Annotated in this window: 20 protein-coding genes and 2 pseudogenes; 17 read left to right on the top strand and 5 right to left on the bottom strand. The window is 33.7% G+C overall.

The genetic code is table 11. From position 1 onward, the window contains the following. The first annotated feature begins 4 nt into the window (after positions 1 to 4). Positions 5 to 511, top strand: a complete 507-nt coding sequence (locus ACKTSW_RS11180; RefSeq protein WP_408025345.1) for a ferritin — start codon at positions 5 to 7, stop codon at positions 509 to 511. Between the two features lie 58 nt (positions 512 to 569). On the opposite strand, the gene ACKTSW_RS11175 is transcribed toward ACKTSW_RS11180, so the two are convergent. Continuing rightward, on the bottom strand, positions 570 to 1,751 hold the full coding sequence (locus ACKTSW_RS11175) for a hypothetical protein (RefSeq protein ID WP_408025344.1): 1,182 nt from the start codon (positions 1,749 to 1,751) through the stop codon (positions 570 to 572). Positions 1,752 to 1,927: 176 nt separating this feature from the next. Next, positions 1,928 to 3,244 (bottom strand): adenosylhomocysteinase, encoded by a 1,317-nt coding sequence (gene ahcY / locus ACKTSW_RS11170; RefSeq protein WP_408025343.1) that lies wholly within the window; start codon positions 3,242 to 3,244, stop codon positions 1,928 to 1,930. 62 nt (positions 3,245 to 3,306) lie between these two features. On the opposite strand from ahcY, the gene ACKTSW_RS11165 reads away from it, so the two are divergent. From ACKTSW_RS11165 to ACKTSW_RS11120, 10 genes and pseudogenes are all read left to right on the top strand, one after another. Then, positions 3,307 to 3,933, top strand: a complete 627-nt coding sequence (locus tag ACKTSW_RS11165) for a 4'-phosphopantetheinyl transferase family protein (RefSeq protein ID WP_408025342.1) — start codon at positions 3,307 to 3,309, stop codon at positions 3,931 to 3,933. A 149-nt stretch (positions 3,934 to 4,082) separates the two neighbouring features. Then, positions 4,083 to 4,343, top strand: coding sequence for a hypothetical protein (locus ACKTSW_RS11160; protein WP_408025341.1), 261 nt, complete (start codon positions 4,083 to 4,085; stop codon positions 4,341 to 4,343). Then, positions 4,327 to 4,959 carry a nicotinamide riboside transporter PnuC gene (pnuC, locus tag ACKTSW_RS11155; protein WP_408025340.1) on the top strand — a complete coding sequence of 211 codons (633 nt, stop codon included), beginning with the start codon at positions 4,327 to 4,329 and terminating at the stop codon, positions 4,957 to 4,959. The genes ACKTSW_RS11160 and pnuC overlap by 17 nt, the downstream gene beginning before the upstream one ends. Then, entirely contained in the window at positions 4,920 to 5,585 is a 666-nt protein-coding gene (locus ACKTSW_RS11150) for an AAA family ATPase (RefSeq protein WP_408025339.1), read from the top strand. The genes pnuC and ACKTSW_RS11150 overlap by 40 nt, the downstream gene beginning before the upstream one ends. Before the next feature lie 227 nt (positions 5,586 to 5,812). Then, positions 5,813 to 5,947, top strand: coding sequence for a hypothetical protein (locus tag ACKTSW_RS11145; RefSeq protein ID WP_408025338.1), 135 nt, complete (start codon positions 5,813 to 5,815; stop codon positions 5,945 to 5,947). An 85-nt stretch (positions 5,948 to 6,032) separates the two neighbouring features. Further along, positions 6,033 to 6,155, top strand: a pseudogene (locus tag ACKTSW_RS11140) (IS1 family transposase); the annotation flags it as partial. 131 nt (positions 6,156 to 6,286) lie between these two features. After that, complete coding sequence (gene ruvB / locus ACKTSW_RS11135; protein WP_408025337.1) at positions 6,287 to 7,309, top strand: Holliday junction branch migration DNA helicase RuvB; 1,023 nt, start codon at positions 6,287 to 6,289, stop codon at positions 7,307 to 7,309. A gap of 1 nt (position 7,310) precedes the next feature. After that, the gene (locus ACKTSW_RS11130; RefSeq protein WP_408025336.1) at positions 7,311 to 9,041 is read left to right on the top strand and encodes a SulP family inorganic anion transporter; all 1,731 of its coding nucleotides are present in this window, start codon (positions 7,311 to 7,313) and stop codon (positions 9,039 to 9,041) included. An 11-nt stretch (positions 9,042 to 9,052) separates the two neighbouring features. After that, positions 9,053 to 10,462, top strand: coding sequence for an MBL fold metallo-hydrolase (locus tag ACKTSW_RS11125; RefSeq protein WP_408025335.1), 1,410 nt, complete (start codon positions 9,053 to 9,055; stop codon positions 10,460 to 10,462). A gap of 7 nt (positions 10,463 to 10,469) precedes the next feature. Then, positions 10,470 to 10,850: a rhodanese-like domain-containing protein gene (locus tag ACKTSW_RS11120; RefSeq protein ID WP_408025334.1), complete on the top strand. Its 381-nt coding sequence runs from the start codon at positions 10,470 to 10,472 to the stop codon at positions 10,848 to 10,850. A 29-nt stretch (positions 10,851 to 10,879) separates the two neighbouring features. Here the strand turns inward: ACKTSW_RS11120 and ACKTSW_RS11115 are convergent, their stop codons facing one another. Together ACKTSW_RS11115 and ACKTSW_RS11110 are read right to left on the bottom strand one after the other, a co-directional pair. Beyond that, positions 10,880 to 11,566: a TlpA family protein disulfide reductase gene (locus tag ACKTSW_RS11115; RefSeq protein WP_408025333.1), complete on the bottom strand. Its 687-nt coding sequence runs from the start codon at positions 11,564 to 11,566 to the stop codon at positions 10,880 to 10,882. Between the two features lie 165 nt (positions 11,567 to 11,731). Beyond that, positions 11,732 to 14,110, bottom strand: coding sequence for a TonB-dependent receptor (locus ACKTSW_RS11110; protein WP_408025332.1), 2,379 nt, complete (start codon positions 14,108 to 14,110; stop codon positions 11,732 to 11,734). A gap of 491 nt (positions 14,111 to 14,601) precedes the next feature. Between ACKTSW_RS11110 and ACKTSW_RS11105 the strand changes: the two genes are divergently transcribed. The 6 genes and pseudogenes from ACKTSW_RS11105 to ACKTSW_RS14340 form a co-directional block, all read left to right on the top strand. Continuing rightward, positions 14,602 to 15,087 (top strand): acetyl-CoA carboxylase biotin carboxyl carrier protein subunit, encoded by a 486-nt coding sequence (locus tag ACKTSW_RS11105; RefSeq protein WP_408025331.1) that lies wholly within the window; start codon positions 14,602 to 14,604, stop codon positions 15,085 to 15,087. Position 15,088: 1 nt separating this feature from the next. Beyond that, entirely contained in the window at positions 15,089 to 16,525 is a 1,437-nt protein-coding gene (accC, locus tag ACKTSW_RS11100; protein ID WP_408025330.1) for an acetyl-CoA carboxylase biotin carboxylase subunit, read from the top strand. A 192-nt stretch (positions 16,526 to 16,717) separates the two neighbouring features. Further along, positions 16,718 to 18,259: an acyl-CoA carboxylase subunit beta gene (locus ACKTSW_RS11095; protein ID WP_408025329.1), complete on the top strand. Its 1,542-nt coding sequence runs from the start codon at positions 16,718 to 16,720 to the stop codon at positions 18,257 to 18,259. A 549-nt stretch (positions 18,260 to 18,808) separates the two neighbouring features. After that, entirely contained in the window at positions 18,809 to 19,897 is a 1,089-nt protein-coding gene (locus ACKTSW_RS11090; protein ID WP_408025328.1) for a hypothetical protein, read from the top strand. 27 nt (positions 19,898 to 19,924) lie between these two features. Beyond that, positions 19,925 to 21,016, top strand: coding sequence for a hypothetical protein (locus tag ACKTSW_RS11085; protein ID WP_408025327.1), 1,092 nt, complete (start codon positions 19,925 to 19,927; stop codon positions 21,014 to 21,016). 247 nt (positions 21,017 to 21,263) lie between these two features. Continuing rightward, positions 21,264 to 21,826 (top strand): annotated as a pseudogene (locus ACKTSW_RS14340) (IS1 family transposase); the annotation flags it as partial. A 46-nt stretch (positions 21,827 to 21,872) separates the two neighbouring features. Here the strand turns inward: ACKTSW_RS14340 and ACKTSW_RS11075 are convergent. Next, positions 21,873 to 22,940: a CNNM domain-containing protein gene (locus ACKTSW_RS11075; protein ID WP_408025326.1), complete on the bottom strand. Its 1,068-nt coding sequence runs from the start codon at positions 22,938 to 22,940 to the stop codon at positions 21,873 to 21,875. Positions 22,941 to 23,021 lie beyond the last annotated feature (81 nt).

Below are 23,021 nucleotides of genomic sequence, written 5' to 3'. Positions count from 1 at the left end.
TATTATGGAAACAGCAATAAGAAGAGATATGATTTTAGATGTGGAAGTAGTTGATTTGCTAAACCACCAAATAATGATAGAGCAACAAGCTTCTTCTAAATATTTAGCTATGGCATCGTGGTGTGACCAAAGAGAGCTTAGAAATAGCGCTACATACTTTTATAAGCAAGCAGAAGAGGAAAGAACACACATGATGAAGATTTTTAAATTTGTAAACGACAATGGCGGTAGTGCATTGTCACCAACAGTTACAGAAGTTGCTCATGAATTTGAAAGTTTACGAGCTATTTTTGAAGCTTCGTTAGATGCAGAAATAGAAGTAACCAAATCTATTCACCACGTATTTAAAACCGCAAGAAAAGTAGGTGATTTCACTTCTGAAATCTTTTTACAATGGTTTGTAACAGAACAAGCTGAAGAAGAAGAAAAAGTAAGAGATATATTAGACCTAATTGGTTTAATGGAAGATATGCCATTAAAAATGATTGATGAGCGTATTCCTACTGAATAAAACAAAACGTTTATAAACAGCATAAAAAAATCCCGCAACTAAGTTGCGGGATTTTTTGTTATCTTTTTAATAGAAGAGCCTCTATTCTCGCCAATCGTTCTTTTAATTTTTCTGTTTCATCTTCTAGCTTCTTTAGCTTAACATCTTTAGTATGTAATGCTTTTTCTTGCTGAATAGTATATAAGGTTAATTCTTCTATTTTCTGCAATAATTTAGCATCCATCTCACCTAAATAAAAACCGTTTTTCTTAACTTCTTTGGCACTCGGTATATTTTCTAAATGCCCTTTTTCTTTAATATGTTGTTCTACCTCAGTAAGTGTTGGTAAATTATAGTCTTTTTCAAATACATAATCGGGCCAATTGGTTTGCAGTTGTACTTTCACTTCTTCTGTAATGGTTTTACCTGCAACTGCTAATTTATATCCTGTTGGTGCTGAAAGTGTACCTACAGCAACATTTCCACCTCCTCTAGCTAAAGAAATATTATTAGTACTAAATCGATTAAGTTGCATAGTACCTCCGGTTAAATCAATACTTCCATTTCCTGCATCTAATTTAATTTTTCTTCCATTAGCTACATTTCTTACTTGAACACTTCCATCTACAATATCCAATTTTTGCTCAGGAGTTGTTGTACCGATTCCTACATTGCCATTAGCATTTATAGTAACTTTTTCACCTGTACTATTTCTTAGAGCAATAACATCAGCTCTGGAAGCACTTTTACCATATAATAAAATATTAGCTCCAGAACCTAAGGTTGATGCACTTCCATACCCTGAGTAACCATAATCGTTGAATCGAAGAAAAGTATTAGAACCCGCTCTCTTAGATGTAATATGAGAAGTAAAACTCACCTCGCCAGTATCATTCATTATTATAGAAGGAGTTTCTAAATTTCCTGAAGTCCCTATAATTCCTATCTCACCAAAAGAACGATCACTATTTCTTCTTCCTCCCTTTAAATAAAGTCCCCTGTCATTTGAGTGATTAATTCTAACAATTGCGGCTGTATTATCACTATCATTTCCTCCTTCAAACCTAGCTACCTCAACATCTCCAGAAGTATTAACTTTTTTAACATGTAAAACAGTTGGTACTGCTACTGTCTCATTCTTATTTTTTGGAGTTGTTGTCCCTATACCTACGTTTCCTTCAGCTGTTTCTGTTATCACTGATTGCGCTTGCGTATTTACCCCAATAGCAAGTATAGCAATTACTAAAATTATCTTTCTCATTGTAATTCATTTTAAAAATTAAAAGTATGAGCCAGATAAAATTGACTTTAAAACAGAAGAAATTCTTTCATAGCTCTTTTTCTTTCGCAAAAAAAAGAAAATAAAACAACCCTTGCAAGAAAAATACAAGGGCTGTTTTATATCAAACCTTAAACCTTAAACCTTAAAACTATAATCTAGTATCTATAATGTTCTGGTTTGTATGGACCTTCAACAGTTACACCAATATATTTCGCTTGGTCTTCACGTAATTCTGTTAACTCAACACCAATCTTAGCTAAGTGTAATTTTGCTACTTTTTCATCTAAGTGTTTTGGTAACATATACACCTCGTTTTTATACGCATCAGAATTTTTCCATAATTCGATTTGTGCTAAGGTTTGGTTTGTAAAAGAGTTAGACATTACAAAACTTGGGTGACCAGTAGCACAACCTAAGTTTACTAAACGTCCTTCTGCTAGTAAGATAATATCATTTCCTTTTACCGTATACTTGTCAACTTGAGGTTTAATTTCAACCTTAGTATCACCATACGTTTCGTTTAACCAAGCCATTTGAATTTCGTTATCAAAGTGACCAATATTACAAACGATTGTTTTGTCTTTCATTGCTTCGAAGTGCTCAGAACGAACAATATCTTTATTACCAGTAGTAGTAATTACGATATCAGCATTTCCTACCACAGTTTCTAATTTCTTTACTTCAAAACCGTCCATAGCCGCTTGTAACGCACAAATAGGGTCAATCTCCGTAACCGTAACGATAGAACCAGCTCCACGGAAAGATGCCGCAGTACCTTTACCAACATCACCATAACCACAAACTACCACTCTTTTACCAGCTAACATTACATCGGTAGCACGACGAATTGCATCTACTGCCGATTCTTTACATCCGTACTTATTATCAAACTTCGATTTGGTAACCGAGTCATTTACATTAATAGCAGGCATTGGTAAGGTTCCGTTTTTCATACGCTCGTATAAACGGTGTACACCTGTAGTAGTTTCTTCAGACAATCCTTTAATTCCTGGCGCTAACTCAGGATATTTATCTAATACCATATTGGTTAAATCTCCACCATCATCTAAAATCATGTTTAATGGCTTTTTATCTTCACCAAAGAATAACGTTTGCTCAATACACCAATCAAACTCTTCATCGTTCATACCTTTCCAAGCATAAACAGGCGTTCCAGCAGCAGCAATAGCAGCAGCAGCTTGATCTTGCGTAGAGAAAATATTACAAGAACTCCAAGTAACCTCAGCACCTAAAGCCTGTAATGTTTCAATTAAAACCGCAGTTTGAATCGTCATGTGTAAACATCCTGCAATTCTTGCTCCCTTTAAAGGTTGCTCATCTTTGTACTCTTCGCGTAAACTCATTAACCCTGGCATTTCAGCTTCTGCCAATTCAATCTCTTTTCTTCCCCAATCAGCTAAAGAAATATCTTTAACTTTGTAAGGAACATATGTTGCAGTTTTTGTACTCATATTTTTATATATTTATATATCTTAAATTTGAGTCGCGAAATTACGAAATAACTTTCTAAAATATGCCTCTTTACAAAACATTAACGGTAAACAACCATGCTAAAGCATTGATTTGGAAGATTGAAGAATCTTTTGAACAACTTTCTAGCGGCGTTTCTTTAACAAAAGGAAATCAACAAAGAGTAAATGGCATGAAGTCCGATTTACACCAAAGAGGTTTTATGAGCGTACGTCATTTACTAAAAGAAGTTGGTTATACCGATGATGATTTACTGTACGATGGCTACGGAAAACCACACTTAAAAGACGGCAAATTTATTTCAATCACTCATTCATTTACCTTTTCAGCAATTATTATTTCTGATACGCAACCTGTGGGGATAGATATTGAAATGCAGCGCGATAAAATTATAAAAATCGCACACAAGTTTACTCCCATAGAAGAATACAAATCTATTGCCAACCACGATGCCTTGGTAAGTAAATTAACCATTGTTTGGGGAGCCAAAGAAAGCCTGTATAAAATATACGGAAAGAAAAAATTGCACTTTTTAGAGCATATTTATATTGAAGATTTCTCTTTTGAAACAAATGTAACTACAGGAAAAATCTTATACGAAGGACAAACTTTGGAATACGATATCCACTTTTTAGAAATGGAAGGTTTTACCTGCGTGTGTGCTTGTTAAAAAAACACCTACTCTGAAACTCCAAAACCTCACAACTTTGAAACTCTGCATCTTTAAATTCTACAACCCCAAAAAAACTCCCAAAAACCTTTTCCACACAACAACAACTTAACTTTAGTAACTTTGTATCTTTCTAATAAGGAACAACAATGAAAATATCCGTAGAATTGACCTTAAGTCCGCTTCAAAACGAATTTGAAGAACCCATTATCAATTTCATCAAAAAACTAAGAGCCTCGGAATTGACTGTATTAGAAAATCCGTTAAGCACACAGGTGTATGGTGATTATGATATCGTGATGAGTTTGGTTACTTCTGAATTGAAAAATGCCTTTGAATTGATTGACAACGGATTGCTATTCATGAAAATAGTAAAAACCGATCGTAGCGATTATGAGCCAACTTTTTGATTTTCTTTTTGGGCAGTATGCTGATTACAATCCTACTGATGTTTGGCTAGAAATTATCGCCGTTATCTTTGGTTTTTTATCCGTTTGGTATTCAAAACAGAATAAAATTTGGGTATTCCCTACGGGGATGATAAGCACTGCTATTTTTGTGTACCTATTATTAAAATGGGAGCTGTTAGGTGATATGATGATTAACGGTTACTATTTTATTATGAGTGTATACGGTTGTTATATCTGGACACGTAAAGTAGACGCTACACATGTAACTCCTATTTCTAGAACCACGCTCAAAGAAAAAAAACAAAGTGCAGCCATATTTGTAGCTACCTTAGTTTTTGTCTACGCTGTTTATACATTTTTTGATAAATGGACGAGCTGGACAGCTTATGTAGATACCGTTACCACTGCCATTTTCTTTGTAGGAATGTGGCTCATGGCAAAACGAAAAATAGAAAACTGGATTTATTGGATTATTGGTGATATTATCTCCGTTCCGCTTTACTTTTACAAAGGATTTACCTTTACCAGTTTTCAATATTTATTATTTATCTTTATAGCAATAGCAGGATATTTAGCATGGAAAAAGCACTTACACAACAACCTATTAACCTTGTAAAGGTGGTTTTATTTGGACCTGAAAGCACAGGAAAAACAACCCTTTCAGGTCAGTTAGCACGTCATTATAATACCGTTTGGGCTCCTGAATTTGCTCGTGAATACTTACAAGATAAGTGGAACAACGAACGTAAAACTTGTGAGCAGGACGATTTAATTCCGATTGCTGAAGGACAAATTGGTTTAGAAAATGAATTGGCTAAAAAAGCCGATAAAGTACTCATCTGTGATACCGATTTGTTAGAAACAAAAGTATATTCTGAAGAGTATTATGGTGGATTTGTAGATCCGAAATTAGATAAAGCAGCCATTGCAAACACCTACGACATGTATTTTTTAACCTATATTGATACACCTTGGGAAGCCGATGATTTGCGCGACCGACCCGAGCAACGTTTGGAAATGTTCAAAGCGTTTGAAAATGCCTTGAAAAAACACAACCGTCCGTACGTATTATTAAAAGGCGGAAAAGAAACCCGTTTTAAAAAAGCAGTAACAGTAATCGATAAATTACTCTCTAAAAAACAAAACTTATACTCTTTTTCCGACACCCTTACCGATTTAGACATGCATTTTATGCTCCAATCACAGGTAATGGGTCAAAATGGAGTTTTTGATTTTGACTGATAAAAAAGTATTTTCAATCAACATATATAGTCATCAAGCCTATAAATCTGAAGTAGACAATTTAATTAAAGATATGTTGAAAGAAGGATGTGAAATTAGAAGTGTAGGAAGGATATTGAATATTTGCCCTAAAACAGTTTTATCAAGAATACTGAAAATTTAGTAAACAAATCAAAGTTCCATGTTTTAATAAGTTTGGCTGTAAATTTGAGGTAGATGAGCTATTTATGAAAATAGCAAATGGTAAAACAGAATTGGTAATTTATGCTATTGAGGAAAAGACTAAAAATGTTATCGATTTTATAATTAATAGTAGAAATACAGAAAATTTGAAGTCAGTTTTTGATAAAGTTTTGCTATAAAATCAAAAGAAAAATTATACAGATAGATTGAATAATGTACCCAAGTTTAACTCCCAAATAAATTCATAAACGATTTCAGTATTCTACAAACAGAATTAAGAGAATGAATTTAAATTTAAGAACACACCTAAAAAGGTTAAGTAGAAAAACAATCTGCTTTACTAGAAATCAAAAATATTTAGAAGCTCATTTAAAAAAATATTTTTGAAGTTAAAAAACAACCTAAAATTTAACAATAAGGGTAAAACCTCAACGATTACCTGCTTATATAAGGTAAAAAATAGTTATGTTATAAAAGTTACATAACAAACATTACATTTCGATTATATTTGCAATAATATGAACGAAAACCTAAACCCTGAAAATACAAATTTCTCAAATGAAGAATTAGATGTAGAAAAAAAACTGCGTCCACTTTCCTTTGATGATTTTTCTGGTCAAGAACAAGCAATAGATAATTTAAAGATTTTTGTAGAGGCAGCAAACCAACGAGATGAAGCGCTTGACCATACCTTGTTTCATGGACCTCCTGGTTTAGGAAAAACCACTTTAGCACATATCTTAGCGAGTGAATTAGGGGTAGGTATTAAAGTTACCTCAGGTCCAGTACTAGACAAGCCAGGAGACTTAGCAGGTTTACTTACGAACTTAGACGAAAGAGATGTGCTGTTCATAGATGAAATACACCGATTAAGCCCTATAGTAGAAGAATACTTGTATTCGGCAATGGAAGACTACAAAATTGATATCATGATTGAGTCTGGGCCAAATGCACGTACTGTTCAAATCAACTTAGAACCATTTACGTTAATAGGAGCAACAACACGTTCAGGATTGTTAACTGCCCCAATGCGAGCCCGTTTTGGTATTAGTAGCAGGTTACATTACTACTCAACAGAATTGTTAACCACGATTATACAACGAAGCGCCTATATTTTGAAGGTTCCTATTTCTATGGAAGCAGCGATTGAAATTGCAGGAAGAAGTAGAGGTACCCCTCGTATAGCGAATGCATTACTACGTAGAGTACGTGATTTTGCACAAATAAAAGGGGATGGAACTATTACTATAGAAATTGCACAATATGCTTTAAAAGCATTAAATGTAGACGCTCATGGTTTAGATGAAATGGACAACAAAATTTTATCCACTATTATAGATAAATTTAAAGGAGGTCCAGTTGGAATAACCACCTTAGCCACAGCAGTAGCTGAAAACGCTGAGACCATAGAAGAGGTATACGAACCCTTTTTAATCCAACAAGGATTTATAATGCGCACGCCAAGAGGAAGAGAAGTAACCGATTTGGCTTATAAGCATTTAGGAAGAATTAAAGGAACTAGTCAAGGAGAGCTCTTTTAAAATGAAGCTATTAAAAAAACTCATACCCATATTAGAATGGTTACCTAACTATAAAAAATCACAACTAAGAGGAGATGTTGTTGCAGGTATAACCGTAGCCATTGTATTAATTCCACAAGGTATAGCCTATGCGTTAATAGCAGGATTACCCCCAATATATGGGTTGTATGCTGCATTAATGCCACAGCTACTATATGCCATATTTGGTACATCACGTCAAGTAGCAATTGGACCAGTAGCTATGGATTCGTTAATTGTAGCAACAGGAGTTTCTACCTTAGCACTTACAGGCTCAGAAAGTTATATAGCTATAGCAATACTACTCGCATTAGTCGTAGGAACTATTCAGTTTTTAATGGGGATTTTCCGTTTAGGCTTTATTGTTAATTTTTTATCAAGACCAGTAATTACAGGGTTTACATCGGCAGTAGCTTTAATTATTGGATTAAATCAATTTAGAAACTTATTTGGTGTTGAGTTTGTACAAAGTGATCAAATTTATGTACTTCTTGAAGATGTATTTGGAAAACTAAAATATTTAAAAACGAATACAACAATCATAGGCTTAATAGCATGTTTAGTTATAATTGTTTTTAGAAAAATTAATAGAAAAATACCAAATGCTTTAATCGTAGTCGTATTAGGAATCATAACAATGCGCTTTTTCGGAAATCAATTGGCAGACGTAGCCATTGTAAAAGATATACCTTCAGGATTACCTAAGTTTTCAATTCCAGTTATTGATGTAGCATTAATACGAGAATTAATACCAATAGCAGCAACATTAGTTATGGTAGGGTATTTAGAAACCATTTCTATAGGGAAAACGTTAGAAGCCAAACAAGATGAGTACAGAGTAAGACCAAACCAAGAATTAGTAGCCTTAGGGTTAAGTAATATGATAGGGTCACTATTTCAATCATATCCATCGGCATCAAGTTTTTCACGTTCGGCGATTAACCAAGAATCTGGAGGAACTACAGGAGTTTCTGCTATAGTTTCTGCAATTTTAGTGGTATTTACGTTACTTTTTTTAACACCAGTATTTTATCATTTACCAAAAACTATTTTATCAGCAATTATTATTGTAGCAGTTTTTAATTTAATAAATGTAAGAGAAGCAAAAAGGTTATGGAGAGCTAATAATTTAGACTTTTGGTTACTACTAGCTACTTTTTTAGCAACAATTTTTTTAGGAATTGAATACGGAATTTTAACTGGAGTAGCTTTATCATTAATCGTTTTGATTTTTAGAACCTCAAGGCCCTATGTAGTTGAGTTAGGAAAAGTGCCAAATTCAGATTTTTATCGTAATAAGAATAGATTTAAGGAAGTTATTTTAGATGAAGAAATATTAGTATTTCGTTTTGATGCACAGTTGTTTTATGCCAATTCAAACTATTTTAGAGATAAGTTAGACGAAATGACAGAAGAAAAAGGGAAGGCATTAAAATTGATTGTATTAGATGCAGAGAGTATTAATAGAGTTGATAGCACAGGAATAGAAATGTTAAAAGAACGTATTCTTTACTTTAATAAGCACAATATTCAGTTTTACTTTGCAGGTGTAAAAGGGCCTGTAAGAGATGCCTTTTTTAGAGGAGGTTTACTAGACGTAGTATGTCTAGATCACTTTTTTATGAGAGCCAATGGAGCTGTAAATTATTATAAAACAGGAGATAATCAAAATCAAAAAAAATACGCACAGTATATACACCAAGCGTATAAATAATTAATAATATTATGAAGATAGAGCAAATATATACAGGTTGTTTAGCACAAGGAGCATATTATATTGAAAGTAATGGAGAAGTAGCAATTATTGATCCTTTACGTGAAGTAGACCCTTATATAAATAGAGCTAAAAAACAAGGGGCTACAATTAAATATATTTTTGAAACACATTTTCATGCAGATTTCGTAAGTGGTCATGTTACGCTGGCCGAAAAAACAGGAGCAACAATTGTATACGGACCAACAGCAAAAACAAATTATGAAGCACATATTGCATCAGATGGAGAGGTTTTTACTTTGGGAAATATTACCATTACAGCACTACACACACCAGGGCATACTATGGAGAGTACCTCGTATTTATTAAAAGATGCAGATGGGAAGAACCATGCAGTTTTTAGTGGAGACACCCTGTTTTTAGGAGATGTAGGTCGTCCAGATTTAGCACAGAAAGCAGCAAATCTAACACAAGAAGAATTAGCAGGATTGCTGTACGATAGTTTACGTACTAAGATTATGACTTTGGCTGATGATGTAATTGTATATCCAGCGCACGGTGCAGGATCGGCTTGTGGTAAAAACTTAAGCAAAGAAACAGTAGGTACAATTGGCGATCAAAAGAAAACCAATTACGCATTGCGTGCAGACATGACTAAAGAAGAGTTTGTTAAAGAAGTAACTGACGGATTACTACCTCCACCTGAATATTTTCCTTTAAATGTAAAAATGAATAAGGAAGGGTATCAATCTATCGATGAAGTTATCAAAAGTGGAGCAACAGCTCTATCAGTAACAGATTTTGAAAAAATAGCAAACGAAACAGATGCGTTGATTTTAGATGTACGTCATCAATCAGAATTTATTAAAGGATTTATTCCACAATCAATTTTTATTGGTTTAGGAGGAACATTTGCTCCATGGGTAGGGGCATTGATTAAAGATGTTACACAACCAATTTTATTAGTTACTCCAGAAGGAGAAGAAGAAACCACTATTACACGCTTATCTCGTGTTGGTTTTGATAACGTGTTAGGTTATTTAGATGGAAGCTTTGCAGCTTGGAAAGAAGCAGGAAAAGAAGTAGACACGTTACGTTCTGTTTCTGCAAATGTTTTAGCAGAAGCAATAACAAAAGAAGCACCTGTTTTTGATGTTAGAAAACCAGGAGAATATGGCAATGAGCATATTGTAGATGTATCAAATACACCATTAGACTTTTTAAATGAACATGTAGAAGAGTTTCCAACGAAGGAAGATTTTTATGTACACTGTGCTGGTGGATACCGCTCAGTAATTGCAGCGTCTATTTTAAAAGCTAGAGGATTCCATAATATAATTGATGTTGCTGGAGGATATAAAGCGATTAAAGAAACTGATATTCCAAGAACAGCAACGGTATGTCCATCAACTTTAAAATAAGTAAAAAATGAATAAAGGTATTTTTTTAGTAAGTTTATTTTTAGCGGTGGTATTGTCGTGTAAGCCACAAACCAATGAGGCAAAAGATATCACAGTAGAAGATTTACAAGTAGTTTTAGAAAACGAAGATAATGTACAGTTATTAGATGTTAGAACCCCAGAAGAGTGGGCTGGAGGAGTTATTAAAACTCCAATTAAAATAGATATTACAGGTGATGATTTTGAAGGAAAGGTTTTAGAAAAGTTAGACAAAACACAACCTGTATATATTTACTGTCGCTCAGGAGGTAGAAGTAAAAAAGCTACCGAACTTCTAGCCAAAAAAGGTTATGAAGCTTATAATGTTTTAGGAGGCTATTTAGAATGGACAGAGAAAAATAAAGAATAAAGAAAAAACCGAGCAAATGCTCGGTTTTCTTATTTCTGGATTACGCTTATAAAACTTTTAGTTACTGGTTTAATAAATTCTGTTAGTTTTTTTTCATTTATTTTGTTGACTTTACCCCACCCCATGTTTTTATTAGGGAATGCTGCTCCTCTAGTCATGTCAAGAATTTTTTTGTGTTCATCAATTAAATAAGCAGCAGGATAATCAAGTTTATGATTGAATCCATTAATCAGTATAGATGATTTGTCAAGAGGTTCAGTTTTTGAAGGGATTAAGTGAATTCTTTTGTCATATTTTGAAGCCATTTTTCTCAAGTCTTTCTTTTTATTCCAGAAAAGAACAATAAACTCAATTTGACCATCATATTTTTGGGCTAGCTTGTTTAAAGTTGGAATTTCTCCCCAACAAGGGCCACACCAATTAGCTGAAGTTAGAAGAACAATTGGAGTGTTAATTTTACCAGTACTTATAGTTTTATTTTTTATAGTTTTAAAATCGTAGTTCGATAAATACTTTCCCTTGATGCAATTGTTTACAAGTGAATCAAATAATTTTATAGCTTTTTTATTTTCTTTGTCTTTCCAAGCTTGATTTATTTGTTTATTTAAATCTTCAATACAATTGTCAACAATATCTTTATAATAAATTTTTTCAGTAGTTTGACTATAAGAATTTAATGAAGTTAAAAAACCAAGGATAAAAAAAAGCTTCCTCATAAGTTTAAAATGGTGTGAATTAGTTTAAAGATGTAAATCTCTTTCCATGATTTATATTTCAAGTAAGCGATTTGTTTTTTATAGGGTAAAAATAGTAAAGATTATTCCATAAAAAAAAACCGAGACAATTTGTCTCGGTTTTTTGTTTTTCTAGCTTTTTTCCACTTAAAATTTGAAAGTTGCACTCACTAAAAAGTTTCTAGTAGCTTGCGGATAGTATCCAGCGCCGTCAAGAGTGGTTGTCGTTCCAGGATTGGACCAAGTATCGTCATACGTGTAATAGTAACCTCTGTCAACATATTCTTTATTAAAAATGTTGTTTACCAATCCGGTAAGTACAATCGATTTAAAAATCTTCTTAGTTTTAATTTCGTACACAATATTTAAATCACTTGTAAAAAATCCTTTTAGAACATCTAAATCAGATACATTACTATCTAGGTTACTCATAAATTGTTTTCCAACATATTTAGATAAGAATGCGATTTGTACATTGTTAACTGGTTGATACACCAATGCATTTCCAAAAATAATATCAGGAGAAAAAGTAATAGGAGTATCTCCTAAATTTTGTAATTCCCCATTAATTTCAGCATTGTAATCCTTATTAATATTTTTACTAAAAGCAATGTTAGGACGCATAGATACTTGTTCAGATAAGGTAATATCTGCATCAATTTCTAATCCTAAACGATAACTGCTACCACTAGAAGCACGTAAAGGTTCTCCTGTGTTTTGATCAATAGCACCCGTAAGAATCAATTGGTTTTGATAATCCATATAATACACATTGGTATTTAATCGAACTGTTTTATTAGCCAAACGCCAACCTAATTCATAATCATCTAAGCTTTCGTGTTGAGAATTACCACCTTCAAAATCATTTCTATTAGGTTCTCTGTTCGCTTTAGCGTACGAAGCATATAAACTATGCTCATCGTTTATGGTATAGGTAAGCCCAAACTTAGGATTAAAGAAGTTATAATCTTTATCAACATCAATAGGAACTCTATCAGATGTTAGCCCTTTCGTCTGATAGTTTACAAACCTTCCTTGTACATCAACAAAAGCTTTAAATTGCTCAGAAAGACTAAACGTAGCTTTTGAGAAAATACTCAAATCTGTTTTTTCAGAAGTACTATCATAATAATGATCATTAATGTTGGTATTCGGAGCTAAATCACTTCCCCAAATAATTTCTCCATAATGGTCGTTATTATAGGTACTGTACGAAACCCCTGAAATAACTTCTAACTTGTCATTTTTGTAAGTAGCATTCCCATTAGCAATATAAAAATGGTTGTCTAACCATCTTCTAACAATAACATCGCTTCCATCAACAATTAAACCATCGTAATCGGCAGCATCGCTTTCACCTTTAAATTGCTCGTAATACCCTTTACCACGAGTATAATTTAAACCTATGTTGGTAGACCAATTTTCAGAAAGTTTTTCATTCCAGTGTAATTGATAATGATCTTGCCAATAATTATCAGTTTCATTATCGTAGGTATACGGATTTTGACGACGATTTTCTTTTAGTTCCTCAGGAGTCAATCCGTACCAAGCTTGATAGGTTCTTTCTTTACCTCCAAAAACTAAGGCTTTAATCAACGTATTGTCATCGGTATAGCTACCTTGTAAGAAATACGATTTTAAATCGGTGAAAGCTCTATCAACGTAACCATCAGAGTAAATGTTAGATAAACGTCCAGCAAATTCAAACCCATTATTTAATTTTCCAGTAGTAAATTTTACGGTGTGCTTTCTTGTTCCGTACGAACCAAAAGCGTTTGAAATTTCTCCACCAGCTTCTTCCGAAACAGCATCGGTTAAAATATTTAAACTAGCACCAAAAGCTCCCGAACCATTAGTAGAAGTACCTACACCGCGCTGTAATTGTAAACTTTGTGTAGACGAAGCAAAATCGCCCATATTAACCCAAAAAGTTCCCTGACTTTCAGCATCGTTATACGGAATTCCGTTAATCGTAACATTTACACGAGTAGCATCTGAACCACGTACACGAATATAAGTATACCCAATACCAGCACCCGCATCTGACGAAGATGTTACCGAAGGCAAATAGTTTAATAACACAGGAATATCTTGCCCTAAATTACGTTTTTCAATTTCTTGTTTGCTAAGATTAGAGTGCGTTACGGGCGCATCCGCTTTTACACGAACCGCAGAAACCAATACTTCATCTAAAATGGCTTCATCAGAAGTTAACTGAAATGTAAACTGTTGATTTTTGGTTATAATAACCTCCTGTAAAAGTGGCTCAAAACCAACGTGAGAAACTTTAAAAACATAAGTTCCTTTTAATAGATTTAATTTAAAATCACCATTAAAATCGGTAGCAGTTCCTTTGTTTAGAGTGACAATAGTAACGGTAGCACCTACTAAAGGCTTTTTGCTAGCATCAATTACTTTTCCTGATAAAGTAACCATTTGTGCATTTGCTGTTAACGTTGTAAATAATACGAGTAAAAAAGCTACGACTTTTACTTGTATAAATTGTGATTGGAGTTTAAAAGACATCGGTCTCATTTTATAAAAAACAAAATCGAATAAAAAGAGGTAATTATTCTTTAGTTAAACATTGAATAATTAAAATTTGTCATTACGAGGAGTTTACGACGAAGTAATCTTTTCATCAATAAACAAGTTTCTCGTAATAATTGGTTTCCAAATGGCGATTATCGCCTCCCTAAACAGCATTACCTGTTCTAGGTTCGTTGGGTATGATCTCAGCCTACTTTTAATTATAAGTTATAAATGTTGAATTTGAAGTTAGCTAACAACTATTCACTAAACACTAATAACTCAAAAAGGCACCCCTTTATGAGAACAATGCAAAGGTATATATGAAATATGAATTAAGAGCGATAAATAGCAGGTTTTTCTAGGGTTGCTTGTAAATGAATAGGAAGTAATTAAGAAAGGAAAAAAACATTCTAATCAATTTATAGATTTAACTCATGTATTCCATCGTAATTTTAATATTTTAGTGGTGAAAATATCAGATATTTATGAGTAAATCTTTTAAAACGAGCGTTAATAAAATGCATGATTTTGACTTTACTGAAGCGCAAATAGAGGCGCTTGATATAGTAGAAAAATCAAAAAATAACTACCACGTACTTGAGGGTAACCAATCGTATCAAGCTACCATACTTCAAACAAATTTCAACAAAAAAACATATACCATTCAAATCAACGGAAATACTTACGAGGTAAATATTGCTGATGAATTAGATATGTTGATTGATGAATTAGGGTTAGAAGTAGCAACGGAGAAAAAAGAAAACGATATCAAGGCACCAATGCCTGGGTTAATTGTTTCTGTTGATGTTGAAATTGGTCAAGAAGTAAAAGAAGGAGATGGAATTTTGGTGTTAGAAGCCATGAAAATGGAGAATACCTTACAAGCACCAAGAGACGGAGTGGTAAAATCGGTAGCGATACAAGCAGGTGATAAAGTAGAAAAGAATACGGTTTTAATAGAAATGGAATAAGATGAAAAAGATATTAGTAGCAAACAGAGGAGAAATTGCCTTGCGTGTAATGCGTACTGCAAAAAAGATGGGAATTAAAACCGTAGCTGTTTATTCGGAAGCAGATAGAAATTCACCACATGTAACTTTTGCAGACGAAGCAGTATGTATTGGTCCTGCACCTTCTAATCAATCGTATTTACTAGGAAATAAAATTATTGAAGTAGCGAAGGAATTACACGTAGACGGAATTCACCCAGGATACGGATTCTTAAGTGAAAATGCAGCCTTTGGAGAAGCCGTAGCAAAATCAGGAATTGTATTTATAGGACCGAAAACCCATGCGATTGAAGTGATGGGAAGCAAATTGGCTGCAAAAGATGCAGTGAAAGCCTATGATATTCCGATGGTTCCGGGTATTGATGAAGCAGTAACCGATGTAGCATATGCATCGAAAGTAGCGAATGAAATTGGGTATCCGATTTTAATTAAAGCCTCAGCAGGTGGTGGAGGAAAAGGAATGCGTGTTGTTGAAAAAGAAGCAGATATAAAAGAACAAATGCAACGTGCCATTTCAGAAGCAGAATCTTCTTTTGGAGATGGTTCGGTGTTTATAGAAAAGTATGTAGGCTCACCACGTCATATCGAAATCCAAATATTAGCAGATGCTCACGGAAACGTAGTACATTTATTTGAACGTGAATGTTCGGTACAACGTCGCCACCAAAAAGTAGTAGAAGAAGCACCATCAAGTGTATTAACTCCAGAGATTAGAGAAGCTATGGGAGCCGCAGCCGTAAGAGTTGCGAAAGCGTGTGATTATTTAGGAGCAGGAACGGTGGAGTTCTTATTAGATGAAAATAAAAACTTCTACTTTTTAGAAATGAACACACGTTTACAGGTAGAGCATCCAGTAACCGAACTTATTACGGGAGTAGACTTGGTAGAGCAGCAAATAAAAATAGCAAGAGGAGAGGAGCTATCATTCACGCAAGAAGACTTACAAATTAGCGGACACGCGCTAGAGTTACGTGTATATGCTGAAGATTCGTTAGATAATTTTGCACCGAGTATTGGAGTGTTGGAGGTTTACCAACATCCGAAAGGAGAAAATATTCGTGTAGATGATGGTTTTGAAGAAGGCATGGAGATTCCTATTTATTACGATCCGATGATTTCTAAATTGATTACCTACGGAAATACGCGTGAAGAAGCTATTGAGTTAATGAAACAAGCGATTAGTAATTATAAGGTAAAAGGAATAGAAACTACGTTGCCGTTTGGAAAGTTTGTATGTGAACACGAAGCTTTCACCTCAGGTAATTTCGATACTCATTTTGTAAAGAAGTATTATACACCTGAGTTGTTAGAAGCAGGATATGAGAAGGAAGCAAAGATTGCTGCACAAGTAGCCTTACAGCAGTATTTAAAAGAGCAACGTATTTTAAAAACTTGTTAATACATAATGTGCGTTAGGGATTGCAGCGGCATCCTTTTTTGTGTTAGTAAATCTGTCATTACGAGTGAAACGAAGTAATCTCATCAATTTAAGAGATAGCCACAGCAAATAGTTAGTTGCTTCGCAATGACTCACAAAAAAAGATATAGCGGAAAGCCCGACCCTTGGGGAACGCCCAAAAAAAGAATATAGATGAAATCTAAAATAGAAGAATTACAACATAAAATTACCGAAGCAAAGTTAGGAGGCGGACAACAACGCATCGACCGTCATCATCAAAAAGGAAAATTGACCGCTCGTGAGCGTATCAATTATTTCTTAGATGAAGGTTCTTTTGAAGAGGTAGGTATTTTAGTAACCCATAGAACGACCGATTTCGGAATGGAAAATCAGCAATTTTATGGTGACGGAGTGGTAACAGGATACGGAACGGTAAACGGACGCTTGGTATATGTGTTTGCACAAGATTTTACGGTATTTGGAGGTTCGTTATCGGAAACCCATGCCGAAAAAATCTGTAAGATTATGGATTTAGCAGTGAAAGTAGGCGCACCTTTAATCGGGTTGAATGATTCTGGTGGAGCACGTATACAAGAAGGAGTACGTTCGTTAGGTGGTTATGCCGATATTTTTTACAGAAATGTACAAGCATCAGGAGTCATTCCACAAATCTCTGCAATTATGGGACCTTGTGCCGGAGGTGCGGTATACTCACCGGCGATGACCGATTTTACCATTATGGTAGAAAATACCAGTTATATGTTTGTTACGGGACCTAACGTAGTAAAAACAGTAACGAATGAAGAAGTGACTTCGGAAGAGCTAGGAGGCGCAAGCACCCATGCAACCAAATCGGGTGTAACACATTTAACGGCTGCGAACGATGTACAATGTTTGGAGGATATCAAAACATTGTTGAGTTATATGCCACAGAACAATCAGGAAACTACGCAGAAATTACCATTTGAATTAGGGGATGAATTCCGTGAAGAGTTAGCGAATATCGTTCCAGATAATGCAAACAAACCATACGATATGCGTGCGGTGATTGACGGTATTGCTGATGCTGATTCGTTTTTTGAAATCCATAAAGATTATGCGGATAATATCGTAGTTGGATTTGCACGTTTAGGAGGAAGAAGTGTTGGGATTGTAGCCAACCAACCGATGAGTTTAGCAGGGTGTTTGGATGTAAACAGTTCTAAAAAAGCAGCACGTTTTACCCGTTTTTGTGATTGTTTTAATATTCCGTTATTGGTATTAGTAGATGTACCTGGATTCTTACCAGGAACCGACCAAGAGTGGAATGCCATTATTACTAACGGAGCAAAATTATTGTATGCGTTGAGTGAAGCTACCGTGCCAAGAGTTAGTGTGATTACCCGTAAAGCTTATGGTGGAGCGTATGACGTAATGAACTCAAAACATATTGGTGCCGATATGAACTTTGCGTGGCCTAGTGCAGAAATTGCGGTCATGGGAGCGAAAGGAGCGAGTGAAATTATCTTTAAAAAGGAAATTGCCGAAGCTGACGATCACGAAGCGAAACTAGCTGAAAAGGAAGCGGAGTATGCCGATAAATTTGCGAATCCGTACCGAGCAGCAGCACGCGGATTTATAGATGAGGTTATTTTACCACAAGACACCCGTAGAAAATTGATTAAAGCCTTTGCCATGTTAGAGGGTAAAAAGGTAGAACGACCTAATAGAAAACATGGGAATATACCGTTATAAAAAATAAAGGGTAAAATATTAATATTTTACCCTTTATTTTTTAGGTGTTATTGTTTGTAAGAATTGTTATAAAAAGAAAGTACTACTTACTAAATTAAATTTCAATACACAGCTATGGTGTAGTGGAGAGATACGACAAATTTCCCTTCGTGTCATTTCGACTTTAGGAGAAATCTCATCTAGTCATTTCTATTTTATTGGTTTTTCCAGGTTTCTCAGTCGTTATCAATACTTCAAAAAGACTTTGGCCTTTTGTAGCGGACAAAGTAATCTGTCTATAAGAGGAGAATGCCACAGCAAAAGTGCTTGCTTCGCAGTGACGGTATTATTCTTAAAATCGGAAATTTGTTGTACCCCATGTGCACGCCATCCTTAATTTCAATATACAGCTATGGTATGATGAAGTAACTTTTAAAAGTACTATTGATTTTTAATATTTTATGTACTTTTGGCAAAAAATTGATGAATATTCTTTAACCGTAAATCTATATTGCTATGAATTTTAAAAGGTTACATCTTCTTAAGAACAAAACAAATAAAAATAAATATATGAAAACAACAATTAAAATTGCTGTCTTAGCTATAGCTATGCTTATGTTTAATGTAAGTCTTTTCTCACAAGGTAGCTTTAAAAATTATGTCAAAAATTTTACAGTAAATAGTACAACGTCCGCTGAATTGACAGATAAGGATGGTAATACGTTAAACTTAAATAATGTATATAAAGTACAACTTGTTACAAGAGGGACAGGAACTGATACTGGTGCAGAATATTTAGTATGGTCAAATAATTCTCTTTGGAATATCAGAGCGGTTAATTCAAACGGAAATTTTTCAAATCACCCAATCTTAGTTATAGAAGACAATATAATAAAAGTAAAGACAAACCATACATCTAATTATGGTGTAAGAGCATTTGTTGAGGAATTAGTAACAGAGGAGGGGGATGTGAGACCAAATATTTTTGGTTCTTCTTATCAATGGCAAAGGTATGCTAATAACTTATTCTACACTGATGGTAATGTAGGTATTGGTAAAAGTAGTCCAAGTACCCCTTTAGAAATTCTATCTAGAAAAACAAACAAAGGTTTAATGATAGGTACTAGTGGTAAGAGTACTAAAATTTCTATGTTTGTAGCGGATGGAAATTATGGGTATCTTAACCTAGGCGGAGCTACAATACTTCGTGGAAATGGACAAATATCATATTTTGATGGAAATTTAGGAGTAGGAACTAAGACAACAGGCAATCATAAACTAGCCGTTGAAGGTTCAATAGGAGCAAGGGAAATAAAAGTGGAAGCTAGCGGTTGGTCTGATTTCGTATTTTATGAAGATTACCAATTACCAACTTTAACCGAAGTAGAAAATCACATTAAAGAGAAAGGACACTTAAAAGACATTCCAAGTGCTAAGGAAGTAGAGAAAAATGGATTTTTCTTGGGAGCAATGGATGCTAAATTATTACAGAAAATAGAGGAGTTAACCTTATATACAATAGAGCAAGAGAAAAACTTAAAAACTCAAAATTCTAAAATAGAAGAGCAGCAAAAAGAAATTGAAGCATTAAAAAAACAAAATTCTAAAATTCAAGAATTAGAAAAATTAGTAAAGAAATTATTGGAAGATAAAAACTAAGCTATTTAAATAAATAAAAATAAGAATATGAAAACAGTACATAAAATTGCCGTGATGGCTATGATGGGAATGAGTTTGGGAATAAAGGTACAAGCCCAAGCAATAACTGATACGGGTGATAAAGTAGGAATAGGAACAACAACCCCTCAAACCAAACTAGATGTTAATGGAATTATTCAAGTAGGGGAAAAAAAAGCTACTGATGGAGGTATTATAATCGCTCAAAAATATAATGATAATAATTATATAGGTACATTGAGTTCGAATTACAGTTCAGGTGCATTAATTATGGGGTATGGCGCTGCAGGTATGCCTAATCAAGGAGTAGGACAGTTAGTTTCAACTTTTGATAATTGGAATGGTTTCCGAAGTGCAATAAGAGTTGCTTCAGGAACATTTGAATTTGTTAGTTCTCCAACAAAATTACAAACGACAGTAGGGGAACAGATAAATGTTGAGTCTAGATTCTTTATTAACAATCAAGGAAAAGTAGGGATTGGAACTACTAACCCGAGTGCTAAATTGGATGTGAATGGAATTATTACTTCTCGAAATGAAATAAGATCGTTGTCTGTAAACCCTGGTTTTCTTTTTGATGAATCGGATGTAATCGATAAAAACTGGCATATCCAAGTTAATGGAGGGAATTTAAAATTTTATGAAGTAAATGATGCACGTTCTATTTGGAGTCAAAAAATGTTCATTGAGTCTGGTAGTGGAAAAGTTGGAATTGGTACAACTACAACAGGAAATCATAAGTTGGCAGTTGAAGGATCAATAGGAGCAAGAGAAATTAAAGTTGAAGCAGGAACTTGGTCTGATTTCGTATTTTATGATGATTACCAATTACCAACGTTAACAGAAGTAGAAAATCACATTAAAGAGAAAGGACACTTAAAAGACATTCCAAGTGCTAAGGAAGTTAAGAAAAATGGATTTTTCTTGGGAGCGATGGATGCTAAATTATTACAGAAAATAGAAGAGCTAACACTGTACACAATTCAGCAAGAAAAGAAAATAAAGGTTTTAGAAAAACAAAATACTAAACTAGAGGAGCAAGAAAAGAAAATTGAAAGGTTGGAGATTTTAGTAGAGAAATTATTGAAAGAAAAAAAATAGAAAAGCCTGTTGATTGCTATTACGGTCACTCCTGCTGAGACAGGACGCTAACCTTGGTAATGGGTCAAAATGGAGCTTTTGATTTTTACTGATAAAAAAGTGTTAAATATCAGTTAATTATAAAATATATACCGCTTGAAAGGGCGGTATATTATGTTCATTGAAATAGTAAATTTTTTGTTACAGTTTTTAAAATCTAGGTTTATTTTTTCTACGTGTATTAAATTGGTGCTTAAAAATAAGTGCTATGAAATATAAAAATTGTAATTCTAATAGGTACATCAAAAAAGGTATACGTAATACAAATAACTATTTTACTGTAAAGAATGTAAAAAGTATTTTCAATCAACATATAGTTATCACGCTTATAAATCAGAAAAGGTATGTTGAAAGAAGGTTGTGAAGTTCGAGGTATTTTCAGAATATTAAATATTTCTAAAAATACCATTTTACAGAGAACACTAAAAATTAATAAACAGGTAAAATTCCATATTTCTACAAGATTGGATGTAAGTTTGAAGTTGATGAAATGTTTATAAAAATAGCTAATGATAAAAAACAGAATTGGTTAATCAATGCTATTGAACAAAAGACTAAACATGATATTGGCTTTATAATTGGCAGTAGAAATACAGAAAACATGAAGTCAGTTATTAATAAATTACATCTACTCCATCCAAAAAGAATTTATACAGATAGATTAAACACATACCCGAGTATAATTCCAAAAGAAATTCGCAAACATTTTCAATTTTTACCAACAGAATTGAACGAATGAATTTGAATTTAAGAATGTATATAAAATGGTTGAGGGTAGTATCTCACTAAGTGTGTAAAGTTTATTATATATGGTTGTTTATTCGTTGTCTTCAATAATTCCTAATCGTTTAGCACGTTGTTCCCAGCTTTTTCTAGCTAAGCTTTGTAAGTTAGCAACGTTGTCACTTTCATCCATGATTTCATAACCTAAAAGAGTTTCTATAACATCTTCTTGAGTTACCAAACCGCTTACAGCCCCATATTCATCTACAACTAAAGCTAAGTGTTCTCTTTGCTCGATAAGTTTTTCAAATAAATTTGGAATTGATAACTCTCTACTAGCTATAATAATTTCACGCTTAATTGTTTTTAAAGGTTCTTGTCCTTTATTATCAACTAAAGAAAGGAGTAATTGGTCTTTTAAAACATATCCAGAGATATTATCTGGATTTTCTGCATACACAGGTATTCTAGAGAAACGTAAAGGTCTGTTTTCATTAAAGAAAGACTCAATACTTTGGTTTTCATCAGCGATAGTAAGAACAATACGTGGAGTCATAATATGTTTTGCTTGAACTTCTTTAAAGTTTAGCATGTTTCTAATTACTTTACTTTCACTCTCATGAAAAACACCTTCTTGCTCAGCAATATCAGTCATGGCAGAGAAATCTTCTCTACTTAAAACACTTTCACCATGAGCTCCTTTACCAAATAGTTTTGTGAACAACTGAAGAGTCCAAATAATACCAGTGTATTTACATATAAAAATTAATACATTTAAGGCCTTAGTTGTAAAACCAGCTAAAGATTTCCAGTAGGTAGCACCAATAGTTTTTGGAATAATTTCAGAAGCAACTAAAATTAAAATTGTCATTATTGCAGAAACGATAAAAACACCATTTCCTTCATCACTAAATATTTTTTTTGCTTGTGCTCCAACGAGTATAGCACCCACGGTATGTGCAATCGTATTTACTGTTAAAATAGCAATCAGAGGTTTGTCAACATCTTTTTTTAGTGTTTCAAGATCGTTAGCATAAGCTTTTCCTTCCTTCTTTTTAACATTAACAAAGGTTGGGGTTACACTTAGTAAAACAGCTTCTAGTATAGAACATAGAAATGAAAAAAAGATAGATAAGGTGGCGTAAACAATTAATAATGTCATTTGTTGAAATTTTAAGCTAAAATACGTAAAAAAGAAAACCTCAAGAGTACACCCTTGAGGTTTTGATGTAAAATTGTATAT

This window comes from Tenacibaculum sediminilitoris, from assembly GCF_964513795.1.
GTDB classification, from domain to species: domain Bacteria; phylum Bacteroidota; class Bacteroidia; order Flavobacteriales; family Flavobacteriaceae; genus Polaribacter; species Polaribacter sediminilitoris.
This window is presented reverse-complemented; position numbering and strand designations above follow the sequence as displayed.

Excerpts from the sequence above, each read along its gene's own strand:
- ACKTSW_RS11180 (WP_408025345.1), top strand. The coding sequence starts at position 5 with ATGGAAACAGCAATAAGAAGAGATATGATTTTAGATGTGGAAGTAGTT.
- ACKTSW_RS11175 (WP_408025344.1), bottom strand. The coding sequence starts at position 1,751 with ATGAGAAAGATAATTTTAGTAATTGCTATACTTGCTATTGGGGTAAAT.
- ahcY (WP_408025343.1), bottom strand. The coding sequence starts at position 3,244 with ATGAGTACAAAAACTGCAACATATGTTCCTTACAAAGTTAAAGATATT.
- ACKTSW_RS11165 (WP_408025342.1), top strand. The coding sequence starts at position 3,307 with ATGCCTCTTTACAAAACATTAACGGTAAACAACCATGCTAAAGCATTG.
- ACKTSW_RS11160 (WP_408025341.1), top strand. The coding sequence starts at position 4,083 with ATGAAAATATCCGTAGAATTGACCTTAAGTCCGCTTCAAAACGAATTT.
- pnuC (WP_408025340.1), top strand. The coding sequence starts at position 4,327 with ATGAGCCAACTTTTTGATTTTCTTTTTGGGCAGTATGCTGATTACAAT.
- ACKTSW_RS11150 (WP_408025339.1), top strand. The coding sequence starts at position 4,920 with ATGGAAAAAGCACTTACACAACAACCTATTAACCTTGTAAAGGTGGTT.
- ACKTSW_RS11145 (WP_408025338.1), top strand. The coding sequence starts at position 5,813 with ATGAAAATAGCAAATGGTAAAACAGAATTGGTAATTTATGCTATTGAG.
- ruvB (WP_408025337.1), top strand. The coding sequence starts at position 6,287 with ATGAACGAAAACCTAAACCCTGAAAATACAAATTTCTCAAATGAAGAA.
- ACKTSW_RS11130 (WP_408025336.1), top strand. The coding sequence starts at position 7,311 with ATGAAGCTATTAAAAAAACTCATACCCATATTAGAATGGTTACCTAAC.
- ACKTSW_RS11125 (WP_408025335.1), top strand. The coding sequence starts at position 9,053 with ATGAAGATAGAGCAAATATATACAGGTTGTTTAGCACAAGGAGCATAT.
- ACKTSW_RS11120 (WP_408025334.1), top strand. The coding sequence starts at position 10,470 with ATGAATAAAGGTATTTTTTTAGTAAGTTTATTTTTAGCGGTGGTATTG.
- ACKTSW_RS11115 (WP_408025333.1), bottom strand. The coding sequence starts at position 11,566 with ATGAGGAAGCTTTTTTTTATCCTTGGTTTTTTAACTTCATTAAATTCT.
- ACKTSW_RS11110 (WP_408025332.1), bottom strand. The coding sequence starts at position 14,110 with ATGTCTTTTAAACTCCAATCACAATTTATACAAGTAAAAGTCGTAGCT.
- ACKTSW_RS11105 (WP_408025331.1), top strand. The coding sequence starts at position 14,602 with ATGAGTAAATCTTTTAAAACGAGCGTTAATAAAATGCATGATTTTGAC.
- accC (WP_408025330.1), top strand. The coding sequence starts at position 15,089 with ATGAAAAAGATATTAGTAGCAAACAGAGGAGAAATTGCCTTGCGTGTA.
- ACKTSW_RS11095 (WP_408025329.1), top strand. The coding sequence starts at position 16,718 with ATGAAATCTAAAATAGAAGAATTACAACATAAAATTACCGAAGCAAAG.
- ACKTSW_RS11090 (WP_408025328.1), top strand. The coding sequence starts at position 18,809 with ATGAAAACAACAATTAAAATTGCTGTCTTAGCTATAGCTATGCTTATG.
- ACKTSW_RS11085 (WP_408025327.1), top strand. The coding sequence starts at position 19,925 with ATGAAAACAGTACATAAAATTGCCGTGATGGCTATGATGGGAATGAGT.
- ACKTSW_RS11075 (WP_408025326.1), bottom strand. The coding sequence starts at position 22,940 with ATGACATTATTAATTGTTTACGCCACCTTATCTATCTTTTTTTCATTT.